This window comes from Pseudomonas sp. LJDD11 (genome assembly GCF_024584215.1).
Classification (GTDB): Bacteria; Pseudomonadota; Gammaproteobacteria; order Pseudomonadales; family Pseudomonadaceae; genus Aquipseudomonas.
The window spans coordinates 42313-57716 of record NZ_JANJFL010000029.1 but is presented as its reverse complement, the minus strand read 5'-3'; the positions used below and the strand labels follow the sequence as shown (position 1 = coordinate 57716).

Sequence of the window (15404 nt, the reverse complement as noted above, 5' to 3'; positions counted from 1 at the left end):
GTCATGCTCCTTGCGGACCTTCGCCGCCATCGCGAAGCTGGCCGTTCGGCTCAAGCGGGTCATGGGGGAACAGCGTGTTGTCGGTCGCACCGGTTGGCAGCGGGTCGAAGGGCGGCTGCTGCTCCGGGCTCTGGTCCTTGAGGACTCGCGACAGGCCGAAGCCCAGCGCCAAGCTGCCAAGCAGGAACAGCGCCGGGTTATCACGGGCCATGCTGCCAGCCTGTTGCAGAGCTTCATCGGCATTTTGATGACGCAGGTTATCGGCCAACTGACTGATGCCTTGCGCCAGTTCTTCGACATAGTGCGCCAGGCTTTGGGTGTGGCTGTCGGTGCCTGGAGAGTTGCGCAAACTGTCGTCTTGCAGGGTATCGAGAGGGTCGTGCAGGGGCGAATCAGATGTGCGAGCAGCACCGCCCGCCAGGTTTTCGTAGGGAGTTGCCATGGTCATTCACCGTTGAGTTGACGGATAAAATGCCCGGCTCACTGCTCACTTCGGGGCAGGCATGTGTGATGGACTGACGCTGCTCATGGCATGTTCCAGCTGGATGACCAGTGGGCATTTACGGGTTTTTGACGAAAACGGCCTGCGCTCGGCCATGCTGCGTTAAACACCGGCCACAAACGAAAACGGCACCGCCAAGGGTGTCCCTGGGGCGCCGTGCACAGCTTCTTGCGTCGTGAAAAAGCCGTTCGAATCGAGGGTGGCAGCAATAATTATTGGGAGTTCTGGTTCGGCGCCAGTTCTGCCTGGATGCGCTTGTAGATTTCTTCGCGATGCACGGAGACATTCTTGGGGGCGTTGATGCCCAGGCGCACTTGCAGCCCTTGAACACCAAGAATGGTGACGGTGATGTCGTCACCGATGTTTATGCTTTCGCCTACTTTGCGGGTCAGTATCAACATAATCTTTTCCTTGATGGCCTCTTTTGACGCCTCTCTCAAGAGGCTGGCATGTGCCTTTGCGTGGTGATTGTTGCCGAGTGCATCCAAATGCGTCCATCAATATGACGTTGCAGCGGTGAATTTAATTCCCTCGGTTCATTTTCTTGTCACCTTGATTTGCATCAGCGCGGTGACGAGCCTGCCAATTCTGCCCGTTTTGTCCTGCAAATGCCCGTATTTACTGGCAAAAGATTGAAAAAGACCAGATTGGATCCTGATTGACCCGTAGACCACGCATTAGTTGCCTTGCAGGATGGCTAATCCTGATTTGTAGTCCTTTACCGAGTTGTAGCGTAGGCGTTCTCCTGAAAATTTGCCTGAAGATTCTGATATTTCAAATGGAAAGTAGGAAAGAGGCTGTAGGACATTGATTCGTAAAAGCACAGCAGCGCTTTTTTTGGGTGCACAAGAAGCACCCTCAGCCTATACAGGCTGAGGGGGGTACTAGACAATGCGTTGAAATGTCGCAGGCAGTGTTCGCCGTTTTCCTACGGCGAACCCGGAAGGGTCATACCACAGTAGCAAGTAGCAGGATAAAGATAAGGCCGACCACCGAAAGAATGGTTTCCATCACGGTCCAGGTCTTGAATGTTTCGCTGACGGTCATATTGAAGTACTGCTTGACCAGCCAGAAACCGGCGTCGTTGACGTGGGAGAGAATCAGCGAGCCGGCGCCGGTGGCCAGCACCAGCAGTTCGCGGTTGACGCCCGGGATCAGCCCGACCACCGGCGCCACGATGCCCGCGCCGGTAATGGTTGCCACGGTGGCGGAACCGGTGGCAATGCGGATCACCGCCGCGACCAGCCAGGCCAGCAGAATCGGGTTGAGCTGCGCCTGCACGGCCATGTGACCGATTACATCACCCACGCCGCTGGCCACCAGCATCTGCTTGAAGCCGCCGCCGGCACCGACGATAAGCACGATGGCCGCGACCGGTGTCAGGCTCTGATCGAGCATTTTCATGATTTGGCTGCGGTCAAAACCGCGCGCCGCACCAAAGGTGTAGAACGCCAGCAGCAGGGCGGCGAGCAGGGCGCTGATCGGATGGCCGATGAAGTCCATCCAGATACGGAAGATGTTGGTCTCCGGCAGCACTACGTCGGCAAAGGTCTTGAGCAGCATCAGGAACACTGGCAGCAGGATGGTTACCAGAGTGATGCCGAAACCTGGCAGGTTCTGCGCGCTGGACTCCTTGCCGATTTGCGCCATCAGTTCTGCCGATGGGCTGCCGGGGATGTATCGCGAGATCCACATGCCGTAGATCGGGCCGGCAATAACGGCGGTAGGCAGGGCAATCAGCAGGCCGTAGAAAATGGTTTTGCCGATGTCGGCGCCGAAAATGCCGATGGCCAGCAACGGACCCGGGTGCGGCGGAACCAGGCCATGGACCGCCGACAGGCCGGCCAGCAACGGGATGCCGATGCGGATAATCGAGATGCCGGTGCGCCGGGCCACGATATAGACCAGCGGAATCAGCAACACGAAGCCGATTTCAAAGAACAGCGGGATGCCCACCAGAAAGGCGGAGAACATCATCGCCCAGTGGACCTTCTGTTTACCGAAGGTGCGGATCAGTGTCTGGGCTATCTGATCGGCACCGCCGGAGTCGGCCATCAGCTTGCCGAGCATGGTGCCCAGGCCAAGGATGATACCGACAAAGCCCAGTACGCCACCGAAGCCGTCCTGGAATGCCTTCATTACTTTTTCCACCGGCATGCCCGAGGTCAGGCCGAGAAAACCGGCAGCCACGGTCAACGCGATGAACGGGTGAACCTTAAACTGTGTGATCAGCAGAATCAGGCCGACGATGGTGACCAGGGCGTCGACCAACAGATAGGTCTCGTGGGTCATTCCGAACATGAGTGTTCTCCAGTTGTCATTTTTTCATTGTTGTATGGAGCGGCCGCCGAGGGCGGAGTTCTTCTAAGACAGCGCTATCTTTAGCGGGTATGGTTTTATTCCCCACGTGAAGCGTCCCACCAGTCGGCGGCCTGGCGGCCCAACTGCTCGATGCTTTGCGTGGCGTCGACGATCAGGGTGCGTGGCTCATCGTGAGGGACTTCAAGGGTGTTGAACTGGCTGTCGACCAGGCTGGCCGGCATGAAATGCCCGCGGCGATGGGCGCAGCGTTGCCGCGCGGTTTCCTTCGACAATTGCAGGAACACGAAGCCTAGCCCGGGTACTGCCTGGCGCAGGCGGTCGCGGTAGCTGCGCTTGAGCGCCGAGCAGGCAAGAATCGGTCGCTCGCCGCGTGCCACGGCCTCAGCCAGCTCCTGGCCCAGGCGGGTCAGCCAGCCGGCGCGGTCTTCGTCATCAAGGGGAATGCCGGCGCTCATCTTGTCGATGTTGGCTTGGGGGTGGAAGGCGTCGCCTTCGATCAGTTGACCTCTGGTGTGCAGGGCGATGCACTGACCGACCTCACTCTTGCCGCAGCCGGAAACGCCCATCACCACGAGGGCAGAAATCTTGGTTGTTGCTGTTGTCACGTTAGCCACCTTGCTTTTAGCCTCGTCGCTCTGAGACAGCGCTGTCTTTGCTCGATAGGCCTACCGGCTGCTGCGCTGTTTCAGCTCTTGTCATTATTCTGGAGTGCTCAGTCACCATGCTCGGGTGCTCCGCGGGCAGTTCAGGCATTGCCACGGATGATGGGACAGCGCTACCTTAGTGCCGTCTCATTCCTCTGGCAACCCCTTCTATTCAGTTGGCAACACATGGCACGTATTGGTTCCCGCTCCACCGGCCGGCCGACGCTCAATGAAGTAGCGAAACTGGCTGGCGTCTCTCCCATTACCGCATCCAGGGCCTTGCGTGGCGTGGCGACGGTGGCTCCCGAGCTGGTCGAGAAGGTCCGCGCCGCTGCCCAGCGCCTGGGTTATGTGGCCAACCCGGCAGCTCGTGCCCTGGCGTCATCCAGCAGCCCGACGGTGGTGGTGCTGGTGCCGTCGCTGTCCAACCAGTTGTTCATCGAACCTCTGGAGGCGATTCAGAATGTGCTGCGCCCGCGTGGTCTGGAAGTGGTGATCGGCAACTACCATTACGACCCCAAAGAAGAAGAGACATTGCTGCGTAACCACCTGATCAACCGGCCGCGTGGTTTGCTGTTGACCGGGCTGGATCACACCCCGTCGGTCCGTCAGTTACTGGCCGACAGCGAGATCCCGTGCGTGCACATGATGGAGCTGGATATCACCGAGCAGACCCATTGCGTCGGCTTTTCCCAACATCAGGCCGGGGCCGGTGCGGCCAAACACTTGCTTGGTCGCGGCCGCAAACGGCTGGCCTACATTGCCGCGCAGCTTGACCCTCGTGTATTGCAGCGCGGCGCCGGGTTTCGTCAGGTGCTGGTCGAGGCGGGCCTGGACGACCCGCAACTGCATGTAATGTCGCCGTTACCTTCATCCATCGGCCTGGGCTGCGAGCTGTTCGCCAGGCTGCTGGTAGAGCACCCGGATGTCGATGGGGTGTTCTTCTGCAATGACGACCTGGCCCAGGGCGCGGCGCTGGAGGCCCTGCGCCTGGGTATCAAGATTCCCGAGCAGGTGGCGCTGGTAGGTTTCAACGACCTGCCAGGCTCTGCCCACATGGTTCCGCGTCTGACCTCGATCCGCACGCCGCGCGCCGCAGTAGGCCAGCATGCGGCGCAGATGCTGCTGGCGTTGCTCGACGATCAGTTGCCTGAGTCGCAACAGCTGGATCTGGGCTTCGAGCTGGTGGTGCGCGAGAGTTCCTGAGCGCCCTTGGCTGACGCCATCAGTCACGCTATCGGCTGACTGCAGCACTCATCCAGCAGGCTCGCACAGTGCTGCTGCAGGTTGTCCTGCTCAATAGCCCGCTGCACCTCAGCCACGTCGACCTGGTGATGGTGCAGGGCATGCAGCGTGGCAGCGATGGGCGTGCACACCAGCATGCCGCTGGCGCCCTGCTGCAGCGGCTCAATACCTGCTTCGAGCAGCGCCGCCATGTGTTCTGGCTGGTTCCATAGCCCTTTGCTGATCTGTGCCCGGCCACGCAGGCCGCAGGCCAGGGCTACCGGCACGGTGCGTCGCTCGGCCAGGCGCTGCCAGGGTGTGGTCGCGAGGGCGTTTCGCCAATCAACCGCGCCGCTGTGCAGCAGGGCAGTGCGGGCCGCAGCGGCATGGATACAGGCTTCCAGATTGAGGCTGGTGCGCCAGTGTTCGTCGGTCAGGCCCAGCTTGAGCGTTTGCGCTGCCAGCCCGAGCAGGGTTTCGATCCGCCCGAACAGCAGGTCGACGAATGCCACTTCCTGCACGCCCTCAAGGCCGGGCACGCTGAGATAGATGCTGCCGCTGCGCGAGTTGCCACGCCGCTGCAGGTCATGCAGGGCAATCAGGCTACCCAGTACCGCGTCGAGAATCAGCTGTGCAACTGGCTGGCCGTGGGCATCGAGCAGTGCCGGGCTGTGTCTGGCCAGGCCGTTGATATGCAACAGCGACAAGGCGCGGCCGGGCAGTTTCAATTCACCGCCAGCCGCGCCTTGCCAGGTCTGGTCTGGCTGCAGCGCCTGGCCTTTCATCAGGCTCAGCCAGTTTGCGTAGCCGTCCAGCTCGCGGGTGCGCAGCGGTGTGCTGATGTCGATCCAGGCGGTCAGTGCTGCTTCAAGCAGCACGTCGCTGATCCCGGCCACATCACAGCCACCGGCGCGGCTTTGCGGGTCGATACGGACATCTACATGCAGCCGGTGATGGCCGAACAGCAAGGCATTGGGTTGCAACGCCTGGCCTTGATGGCCGAGAAACTGCTCCGGGCGTTGCAGGCCGGTTTCCTCGCCATTGGCCAGGGTGACGCTCAACTGACCATGACGCACCCGATAGTGCCGGGCATTGACGTGGCTGCCACTGCTCAGGGGAATGACCTGATCAAACCACTCGCGCACTTGCACCACCACTTTGGCGCCGCGTTGCGGATTGTACTGAGCGTCGAGTTCATAACCTTGCTGCTGGGCAACCGCATCGCTGTAATACAGTGCGTCGTATAGCGAACCCCACCGGGCACTGGCCGCATTCACGACCGCTTGCGCATCGTGACCGGCGGCCAGCAACTGAGGACCGGACTGATCGCTGATTTCCATGTCGACACTGGCGGTACTGATCCGCACCGGTTGGGAGCAGGCTTGCGGGTAGCCCAGTTGCTCCAGAAAACTGCGCCAGGCGCCCGGCTCAGGGGGGCAATGGGCCTTGTGCCATTCGCTGAGCGCCAGTTGCACGCGCTCGCGCTCGGCCAGCAGGTCGCGGTGCAGCGGGGCCAGGTCCTGGAGCAGGTCGTCCAGGCCTTCCCAGAACGTCTCGCGGTCGATCAGTGTGCCGGGCAGCACCTGTTGTTCGATGAACTGGTGCAGCGCGGCGGTGACTCTCAGACGATTACAGCGAAGGTAGTCCGTCATGGCGGTTCCTTGAGATTGTCAGTGAACTGCAATCCTGAAGGCGGTTCCGCCACGGCCCGGCTGCGGTGCGCTTCAGGTCAATCGGCGTTGAGGGCGGCAATCCCGGCTTTGGCGATTTGCGCATCCTGATCGGAACGAACCCCGGAGACGCCGACAGCGCCGATCACCTGGCCATCGACGATGACAGGTACGCCGCCTTCCAGGGAGGTCAGCAGTGGCGCGCTGAGAAACGCCGTACGGCCACCGTTGACCACCTCTTCATAGCTTTTGGATTCGCGCCGGCCCAGCGCCGAGGTGCGGGCTTTCTCGGTGCTGATGTAGCTGCTGCTCGGGCTGGCATTGTCCAGGCGCTCGAAGGCCAGCAGGTGGCCGCCGTCATCGACAATGGCAATCGACACGGCCCATTCGTTGTGCAGGGCTTCCTGACGGGCGGCGGCGAGAATCTGGCTGACTTCAGCCTGGGTCAGAACGGCTTTTATTTTCATGCGAGGTCCTTGGCGGATGGGGGAGGCGTCCCGGCAACGCTCAGCAAGCGCCCCTCGGGTCTGGCAGGATAGCGGCTGACGACAGATTTTTCATGCATGGGCTGACAAGCCGGGCTAGGCTCAATGCATGAACACCTCAGCCTTGCAGTTACTCATCGGGGATTTTCTTGCGCGCAGTGTGCGTGGCATTCCCTGCGCGCCGCCTGCGTGAACTGATCGCGATTGCCGCCATTTTCAGTTTCCTGCAAGGAGCCATACCATGGCTGATCTATACGACAACCCGATGGGGTTGATGGGGTTTGAGTTCATCGAGCTGGCCGCGCCGGTGGCGGGTGTGCTTGAGCCGGTGCTGCAGATGCTCGGCTTTACCAGGGTGGCCGTGCACCGCTCCAAGGCGGTGGCCCTGTATCGTCAGGGTGATATCAACCTGATCCTCAATAACGAGCCGCACAGCCTGGCGTCTTATTTTGCGGCCGAGCATGGCCCCTCGGTCTGCGGCATGGCCTTTCGGGTCAAGGACTCGCATCTGGCCTACCAGCGTGCACTGGAACTCGGTGCGCAGCCGCTGGAGATTCCGGTCGGGCCGATGGAGCTGCGGCTACCGGCGATCAAGGGCATCGGTGGTGCGCCGTTGTACCTGATCGACCGTTTCGGCGAAGGTACGTCCATCTACGATATCGATTTCAATTTCATCGATGGCGTCGATCGTCACCCGCCGGGCGCTGGCCTGAAATTCATCGATCACCTGACTCACAACGTTTATCGCGGACGTATGGCCTACTGGGCCGGGTTCTACGAGAAACTGTTCAACTTTCGTGAGATCCGTTACTTCGACATCAAGGGTGAATACACCGGCCTGACCTCCCGTGCGATGACCGCGCCGGACGGGCTGATCCGTATTCCGCTCAACGAGGAGTCGTCCAGAGGCGCAGGGCAGATCGAAGAGTTCCTCATGCAGTTCAACGGCGAGGGTATCCAGCACGTGGCGTTCTGCACGGACGACCTGATTGCCACCTGGGATGCTCTCAAAGCACTGGGGCTGCCATTCATGACCGCGCCCCCCGAGACCTATTACGAGATGCTCCCGGAGCGCTTGCCGGACCATGGTGAGCCTGTCGCCGAGCTCAAGGCGCGGGGCATTTTGCTCGACGGCAGCAACGAGGGCGGCCAGCGGCGCCTGCTGCTGCAGATATTTTCCGGGACGCTGTTAGGGCCGGTGTTTTTCGAGTTTATCCAGCGCAAGGGGGATGAGGGCTTCGGTGAAGGCAATTTCAAGGCGCTGTTCGAGTCCATCGAACGTGATCAGATCCGCCGTGGCGTGCTGACCCAGGCACCGGCTGATGGCTGATAACGCATGCGCGCTTGCCCGCCATTGACTTGCCTCAGGCTAAGGAAACCCGCATGTATCAGTCAGGCTTCGGTAATCATTTCACCAGCGAGGCAATCCCCGGTGCCGTGCCGGTGGGGCAGAACTCGCCACAGCGGCACCCCTTGGGGTTGTACACAGAGCAACTGTCCGGCACTGCATTCACAGTGCCGCGCAGTGAGTCACGACGTACCTGGTTGTACCGGATCATGCCGTCGGCAGCGCATCCGCCTTTCCAGCGCTTGGCGCAGCAGTTATGCGGCATGCAGCCGGGGCCGCTGAACCCCAACCGCATGCGCTGGAACCCGTTTTTGGTGCCTGCCCAGGACACGGATTTTCTCGATGGACTCATCGGTCTGGCACGCACCGCCGCCGCTGAGCAGGCCGACGGCGTGAGCATCTATGTGTATGCCGCCAACCGGTCAATGAAACGGGTATTTTTCAATGCCGACGGTGAGTTGTTGATCGTGCCGCAACTGGGCCGATTGCGTATCGTCACAGAGCTTGGGGTGCTGGAGGTGGCGCCGCAGCAAATCGTGGTGCTGCCTCGCGGTCTGAGGTTCAGTGTCGAACTGCTCGACCGCGAAGTCAGGGGCTATGTCTGTGAAAATCACGGCAGCCTGCTGCGCCTGCCCGATCTGGGGCCGATCGGCAGCAATGGCCTGGCCAATGCCAGGGACTTCCTTGCGCCTTGTGCCGCGTTTCAGGACAGCCAGGAGCCGGTTGAGCTGGTGCAGAAGTTCCTTGGCGAGCTGTGGAGTACCACGCTGAATCACTCGCCGTTCGATGTGGTGGGGTGGCATGGCAATAACGTGCCGTACCTTTATGACCTGCGTCACTTCAACACGCTGGGGACGGTGAGCTTCGATCACCCGGACCCATCGATCTTTACCGTGTTGACCTCGCCCGGTGCAGTGGCTGGTCAGGCCAATGTGGACCTGGTAATTTTTCCGCCGCGCTGGATGGTGGCGCAAAACACCTTTCGCCCACCGTGGTTCCACCGCAACCTGATGAACGAGTTCATGGGCTTGATCGAGGGTGTCTACGATGCCAAGGCCGCAGGCTTCCTGCCTGGCGGGGCGTCGCTGCACAACTGCATGAGTGCCCACGGGCCGGACAACGCCACAGCGCAGGCCGCCATGGCTGCAGAGCTTGCACCGCATAAGATCGCAGGCACCCTGGCGTTCATGTTCGAGACCGGCCAGGTATTGCGCCCGACCCGCCATGCGCTCGATTGCGCACAGTTGCAGCGTGACTACGATCATTGCTGGGATGGCATGCGCCGATTGTTCAGGAGTTCTGACGATGAGTGATGAACGTCAGCGCCGCAGTTGGCTGGCATCGGCCAACGGACATGCGGATTTCCCTTTGCAGAATCTGCCGTTGGGCATCTTCAGTCATGATGATGGGCGCAAGCGTGGTGGTGTGGCGATCGGTGAGCGCATTCTGGATCTGCAGGGAGCGCTGCAGGCAGGTGTGTTTCAGGGCCTGGCCAGGCAGGCCGCCGAGGCCGCCAGTACGGATTGCCTCAATGACTACTTTGCCCTGGGCAGCACCGCACGCCAGGCCTTGCGCGCCGCGTTACTGGCCTTGCTTGATGTCTCCAGTCAGCAGCGAGAGGCGCTTGAGCCATTGCTGTTGCGCAGCGATGAGTGCCAGATGCATTTACCTGCACGGGTAGGCGATTACACCGATTTTTACGTCGGTATTCATCACGCGCACAATGTGGGCAAGCTGTTTCGTCCCGACCAGCCGCTGCTGGCCAACTACAAGTATTTGCCCATTGCCTACCACGGTCGGGCTTCGACCCTGTGTGTGTCCGGCACCCCGGTGCACAGGCCGCAGGGACAGATTCGCCCGGATCCATCGCAGCCGCCGACTCTCGCGCCGTCGCAGCGCCTGGACTTCGAGCTGGAAGCGGGCATCTGGATCGGTCCGGGCAACGCTCCGGGGCAATCCATTGGCATTGCGGCCGCGCCGGCCCACATTGCCGGTTTCTGTCTGCTCAACGACTGGTCGGCGCGCGATATTCAGGCCTGGGAATACCAGCCGCTGGGACCGTTTCTGTCCAAGAGCTTCGCCACCAGCCTGTCGCCTTGGGTGGTCAGCCCCGAGGCGCTGGCGCCGTTTCGCTGCGCCCAGCCAACACGCCCGGCCGGTGATCCGCAGCCATTGCCTTACCTGTTCGACAGCGCCGATCAACAAAACGGGGCATTGGATATCGAACTGCAGGTGCTACTGCTCACCGAGCGCATGCGCAGCGCGGGTCAGCCGCCGCAGTCACTGGCAGTGAGCAACACGTTGTTCATGTACTGGAGCGCGGCACAGATGGTTGCCCATCACAGCGTCAACGGTTGTAAGCTGCAGCCTGGCGACCTGTTCGGCACGGGGACGTTATCGGGGCCGCAGCCGGGGCAGTATGGCAGCCTGCTGGAAATCACCGGCGGTGGCCGCCAGCCGCTGGTGCTGGACAATGGCGAGCAGCGCAGCTTTCTTGAATGCGGCGATGAGGTGATTCTGCGTGCCCGTTGCCGTGCCGAAGGGCAGGTGTCAATCGGCTTTGGCGAGTGTCGCGGCCGGGTGCTGGACTGAGCGGCTCAGTTCAGCAGCAAGGTGGGTTCAGCAACGAGCGGCAGGGTCTTGAGGGTAAAGCCCTGTTCGTCGACCTGCAGCATCCAGCCCTGGCGATCCCAGTCGCCCAGCACGATGCGCTGTGCGGTGTGCTCGCCGATCTGCAACTTATGAATGGCAGGACGGTGAGTGTGGCCATGGATCAGGGTGCGCACGCCGAACGCCTGCATGATGCGTGGGATTTCGTCAGGGGTGACGTCGACGATGTCATTGGCTTTCATGCGGGTTTTGGCCTGGCTCTGGTTGCGCAGCTTGCGCGCCAGTTTGTGGCGGGTGGCCAGTGGCAGGTTGCGCAGGATGAACCGGCTCAGCGGGTTGCGTAACAACCGGCGCATCTTCTGGTAGCCCACGTCCCGGGTGCACAGGCTGTCGCCGTGCATCAGCAGCACTGGCTCGTCGTTCATGACCACCAGGCTGGGTTCGCGCAGCAGGGTGCAGCCGGCGGCCTTGCAGAATTTGCGGCCCACCATAAAGTCCCGGTTGCCGTGCATCAGAAATACTCGCGTGCCGCTGTCGCTGAGTGCACGCAATGCCTGGCAGATCGAAAGCTGGAACGGCGACATGGCATCGTCGCCAATCCAGACTTCGAAGAAATCCCCGAGGATATACAGCGCCTGGGCCTGGCGGGCAGGCCCGGCCAGCAGATCCAGAAACGCCCGGCTGATGTCCGGACGCTCCTCTTCAAGATGCAGATCGGAGATCAGCAGAATCACTCAATGATCTCTGCTTTTTCAATGATCACGTCTTCTACAGGCACATCCTGGTGACCGGCCTTGCTGGTGGTGGCGACGGCTTTGATCTTGTCGACCACGTCCTGGCCTTCGGTCACTTCACCGAACACGGCATAGCCCCAACCCTGGGTGGTCGGTGCGGTGTGGTTCAGGAAGCTGTTGTCCGCGACGTTGATGAAAAACTGTGCCGACGCCGAATGCGGGTCCATGGTGCGGGCCATGGCGATGCTGTACTTCTTGTTCGGCAGGCCGTTGTTGGCTTCGTTCTGGATGCTTGGGCGCTTGTCTTTCTTTTCTTTCATGCCCGGCTCGAAGCCACCACCCTGGATCATGAAATTGCCGATCACGCGGTGGAAGATCAGGTTGCTGTAATGGCCGGCGTTGACGTACTCGATGAAGTTGGCGACGGTCAGCGGCGCCTTTTCAGCGTTGAGTTGCAGCACGATGTCACCGTGGTTGGTGGTCAGCTTTACCTTGGACATAAAAACTCGCTCTCTTGGCATCCATTGATAGGTGCAAAAACACCCTGACGCGCAGTTTACCGTGCGCGATACATCTTTCAGGGCTTTTTTCTGCATTTGCCAGGGCAACCTGGGGTGGCAACCGGCAGTTTTCGCACAGTCTGTTGTCAGGGACTTGACAGCATCGGCTATGATAGGCGCTTTGATTTGCCGGCCCATCCTGGTCGCGCGCTAGAAGTTCAAGGATCCTATGAGCAAGCCCACTCCCGAATCCGCAGCCAATACCAAGGCAGCCCCTGTCGTCCCAACCAATTTCCTGCGCCCGATCCTGCAGGCCGACCTGGATTCGGGCAAGCACAGCCAGATCGTGACGCGCTTTCCGCCAGAGCCCAACGGCTACCTGCACATCGGCCACGCCAAGTCCATCTGTGTGAACTTTGGTCTGGCCAACGAGTTCGGTGGCAGCACCCACCTGCGCTTCGACGACACCAACCCGGCCAAGGAAGACCAGGAATACATCGACGCCATCATGAGCGATGTCAAATGGCTGGGCTTCGACTGGGCGGGCGAGGTGCGTTACGCCTCGCAGTATTTCGACCAGTTGCATGACTGGGCGGTAGAGCTGATCAAGGCCGGCAAGGCCTATGTCGACGACCTGACCCCCGAGCAGGCTCGCGAGTACCGTGGCACCCTGACTGAGCCTGGCAAGAACAGCCCGTTCCGTGAGCGCAGCGTCGAGGAAAACCTCGACCTGTTCGCCCGCATGAAAGCCGGTGAGTTCGAAGACGGCGCCCGTGTACTGCGCGCCAAAATCGACATGGCTTCGCCGAACATGAACCTGCGCGACCCGATCCTGTACCGCATTCGGCATGCCCATCACCACCAGACCGGTGACAAGTGGTGCATCTACCCGATCTACGACTTCACCCACGGTCAGTCCGATGCGATCGAAGGCATCACCCACTCGATCTGCACCCTGGAGTTCGAAAGCCATCGGCCGCTTTACGACTGGTTCCTCGACAACCTGTCGGTGCCGTGCAAGCCGCGCCAGTACGAATTCTCGCGTCTGAACCTGAGCTACACGGTGACCAGCAAGCGCAAGCTCAAGCAACTGGTCGACGAGCAGCACGTCAATGGCTGGGACGATCCGCGCATGTCGACCTTGTCGGGTTTCCGCCGGCGTGGCTATACCCCGGCGTCGATCCGCAACTTCTGCGAAATGATCGGCACCAACCGCTCTGACGGCGTGGTCGACTTTGCCATGCTCGAATTCAGCATTCGCGATGACCTGGACCGCAATGCACCGCGGGCCATGTGCGTGCTGCGTCCGCTCAAGGTGGTGATTACCAATTACCCAGAAGGTCAGGTCGAGAAGCTGGAACTGCCGCGCCACCCTAAAGAAGACCTTGGCGTGCGCGAGCTGCCGTTCTCCCGCGAGCTGTACATCGACCGCGACGACTACATGGAAGAACCGCCAAAGGGCTATAAGCGTCTGGAGCCTAATGGCGAAGTGCGTCTGCGTGGCAGCTATGTGATTCGTGCCGACGAAGCAATCAAGGATGCCGACGGCAATATCGTCGAGCTGCGTTGCTCGTTTGATCCCGACACGCTGGGCAAGAACCCTGAGGGCCGCAAGGTCAAGGGCGTGATCCACTGGGTGCCGGCCGCCGAGAGCGTTGAATGTGAAGTGCGTCTGTACGATCGCCTGTTCCGCTCGCCGTCGCCTGAAAAAGCCGAGGAGGGCGCGAGCTTCCTGGACAACATCAACCCTGACTCCCTGCAAGTGCTGACCGGTTGTCGGGCCGAGCCTTCGCTGGCGCAAGCGCAGCCTGAGGACCGTTTCCAGTTCGAGCGCGAAGGTTACTTCTGCGCTGACATCAAGGACTCGAAACCTGGCCGGCCGGTATTCAATCGTACCGTTACTTTGCGGGACTCCTGGAGCTAAAAGCGTTCGGGCTTCGGCCCGCAGGCTTTCAGGAACAACAAGGGTAGGAACAACGTGCTTTCCATCTACAACACGCTCACCAAGAGCAAAGAAGTCTTCAAGCCACTCAATGGCAATCAGGTACGTATGTATGTCTGCGGCATGACCGTGTACGACTACTGTCATCTGGGCCATGGGCGCAGCATGGTTGCCTTTGATCTGGTGACCCGCTGGTTGCGTTTCAGTGGTTATGACCTGACCTATGTGCGCAACATCACTGATATCGACGACAAGATCATCAACAGGGCCAGGGAAAACGGCGAGTCGTTCGACGCGCTGACCGAGCGCATGATCGCCGCCATGCATGAGGACGAGGCGCGGCTGAACATCCTCAAGCCGGACATGGAGCCGCGTGCCACCGATCATATTCCGGGCATGCATGCCATGATCCAGACCCTGATCGACAAGGGCTACGCCTACGCACCGGGCAACGGTGACGTTTACTACCGGGTCGGCAAGTTCCAGGGGTATGGCAAGCTGTCGCGCAAGAAAATCGAAGACCTGCGCATCGGTGCGCGGATCGAGGTCGACGAATCCAAGCAGGATCCGCTGGACTTCGTTCTGTGGAAAGGCGCCAAACCGGGCGAGCCCAGTTGGGACTCGCCGTGGGGCGCCGGGCGTCCGGGCTGGCATATCGAGTGTTCGGTGATGTCCACCTGCTGCCTGGGTGACACCTTTGATATTCACGGTGGCGGCAGCGACCTGGAATTTCCGCACCACGAGAACGAGATCGCCCAGAGCGAGGCGGCCACCGGCCAGACCTATGCCAATGCCTGGCTGCATTGCGGGATGATCCGTATCAATGGCGAGAAGATGTCCAAGTCGTTGAACAACTTCTTCACCATTCGTGATGTGCTGGACAAATATCACCCGGAAGTGGTGCGCTACCTGTTGGTGTCGAGTCATTACCGCAGCGCGATCAACTACTCCGAAGACAGCCTGCGTGAGTCCAAGGGCGCGCTGGAGCGTTTCTATCATGCCCTCAAAGGCCTGCCGGCGGTTGAACCGGCAGGTGGTGAGGCGTTTGTCGAGCGCTTCAAGGCGGCCATGGATGACGATTTCGGCACGCCGGAAGCCTGCGCGGTGCTGTTCGAGATGGTTCGCGAGATCAACCGCCTGCGTGACAGCGATCCAGCCACCGCCGCTGGCCTTGCGGCGCGGCTCAAGCAACTGGCCAGCGTGCTGGGCGTGCTGCAACTCGAAGCTGACGAGTTCCTGCGTGCCGGTGCCGAAGGCAAGGTGGATGCCGCTGAGGTAGAGGCCTTGATCCAGGCGCGTCTGGAGGCTCGGGCCAACAAGGACTGGGCTGAATCCGACCGTATCCGCGACCAGATCACCGCCATGGGGGTGATTCTGGAAGATGGCAAGGGCGGCACGACCTGGCGTCTGGCTGGCTGAGGGG

Annotated in this window: 14 protein-coding genes; 6 read left to right on the top strand and 8 right to left on the bottom strand. The window is 60.8% G+C overall.

Going from position 1 to position 15404, the window contains the following annotated elements; genetic code table 11:
• Nucleotide 1: 1 nt before the first annotated feature.
• The 4 genes from NRB16_RS24940 to NRB16_RS24925 form a co-directional block, all read right to left on the bottom strand.
• The gene (locus NRB16_RS24940) at nt 2-442 is read right to left on the bottom strand and encodes a hypothetical protein (protein ID WP_253140164.1); all 441 of its coding nucleotides are present in this window, start codon (nt 440-442) and stop codon (nt 2-4) included.
• Between the two features lie 272 nt (nt 443-714).
• On the bottom strand, nt 715-903 hold the full coding sequence (gene csrA / locus NRB16_RS24935; RefSeq protein WP_045489705.1) for a carbon storage regulator CsrA: 189 nt from the start codon (nt 901-903) through the stop codon (nt 715-717).
• A gap of 547 nt (nt 904-1450) precedes the next feature.
• Nucleotides 1451-2803, bottom strand: a complete 1353-nt coding sequence (locus NRB16_RS24930) for a GntP family permease (RefSeq protein WP_253117312.1) — start codon at nt 2801-2803, stop codon at nt 1451-1453.
• A gap of 95 nt (nt 2804-2898) precedes the next feature.
• On the bottom strand, nt 2899-3390 hold the full coding sequence (locus NRB16_RS24925) for a gluconokinase (RefSeq protein ID WP_257107199.1): 492 nt from the start codon (nt 3388-3390) through the stop codon (nt 2899-2901).
• Between the two features lie 264 nt (nt 3391-3654).
• On the opposite strand from NRB16_RS24925, the gene NRB16_RS24920 reads away from it, so the two are divergent.
• Complete coding sequence (locus NRB16_RS24920; RefSeq protein WP_253140165.1) at nt 3655-4674, top strand: LacI family DNA-binding transcriptional regulator; 1020 nt, start codon at nt 3655-3657, stop codon at nt 4672-4674.
• Between the two features lie 23 nt (nt 4675-4697).
• On the opposite strand, the gene NRB16_RS24915 is transcribed toward NRB16_RS24920, so the two are convergent.
• Together NRB16_RS24915 and NRB16_RS24910 are read right to left on the bottom strand one after the other, a co-directional pair.
• Nucleotides 4698-6344 (bottom strand): malate synthase G, encoded by a 1647-nt coding sequence (locus NRB16_RS24915; RefSeq protein WP_257107188.1) that lies wholly within the window; start codon nt 6342-6344, stop codon nt 4698-4700.
• A 77-nt stretch (nt 6345-6421) separates the two neighbouring features.
• Entirely contained in the window at nt 6422-6829 is a 408-nt protein-coding gene (locus NRB16_RS24910) for a heme-binding protein (protein ID WP_045489716.1), read from the bottom strand.
• 259 nt (nt 6830-7088) lie between these two features.
• Between NRB16_RS24910 and hppD the strand changes: the two genes are divergently transcribed.
• The 3 genes from hppD to fahA are packed head-to-tail and all read left to right on the top strand — an operon-like array spanning nt 7089 to nt 10787.
• Nucleotides 7089-8177: a 4-hydroxyphenylpyruvate dioxygenase gene (gene hppD / locus NRB16_RS24905; RefSeq protein ID WP_257107187.1), complete on the top strand. Its 1089-nt coding sequence runs from the start codon at nt 7089-7091 to the stop codon at nt 8175-8177.
• A 53-nt stretch (nt 8178-8230) separates the two neighbouring features.
• Nucleotides 8231-9508 (top strand): homogentisate 1,2-dioxygenase, encoded by a 1278-nt coding sequence (gene hmgA / locus NRB16_RS24900; RefSeq protein WP_257107186.1) that lies wholly within the window; start codon nt 8231-8233, stop codon nt 9506-9508.
• Entirely contained in the window at nt 9501-10787 is a 1287-nt protein-coding gene (fahA, locus tag NRB16_RS24895) for a fumarylacetoacetase (RefSeq protein WP_257107185.1), read from the top strand. Before hmgA ends, fahA begins: the two co-directional genes overlap by 8 nt.
• Before the next feature lie 5 nt (nt 10788-10792).
• On the opposite strand, the gene NRB16_RS24890 is transcribed toward fahA, so the two are convergent.
• Nucleotides 10793-11539 (bottom strand): UDP-2,3-diacylglucosamine diphosphatase, encoded by a 747-nt coding sequence (locus NRB16_RS24890; protein ID WP_257107184.1) that lies wholly within the window; start codon nt 11537-11539, stop codon nt 10793-10795.
• The gene (locus NRB16_RS24885) at nt 11536-12039 is read right to left on the bottom strand and encodes a peptidylprolyl isomerase (RefSeq protein WP_045489724.1); all 504 of its coding nucleotides are present in this window, start codon (nt 12037-12039) and stop codon (nt 11536-11538) included. The genes NRB16_RS24890 and NRB16_RS24885 overlap by 4 nt, the downstream gene beginning before the upstream one ends.
• 229 nt (nt 12040-12268) lie before the next feature.
• Here NRB16_RS24885 and NRB16_RS24880 point away from each other — a divergent pair, with 229 nt between their 5' ends.
• Both NRB16_RS24880 and cysS read left to right on the top strand, forming a co-directional pair.
• Nucleotides 12269-13963: a glutamine--tRNA ligase/YqeY domain fusion protein gene (locus tag NRB16_RS24880; protein WP_045489726.1), complete on the top strand. Its 1695-nt coding sequence runs from the start codon at nt 12269-12271 to the stop codon at nt 13961-13963.
• Nucleotides 13964-14017: 54 nt separating this feature from the next.
• Nucleotides 14018-15400, top strand: a complete 1383-nt coding sequence (cysS, locus tag NRB16_RS24875) for a cysteine--tRNA ligase (protein WP_257107183.1) — start codon at nt 14018-14020, stop codon at nt 15398-15400.
• The last annotated feature ends 4 nt before the right edge of the window (nt 15401-15404 follow it).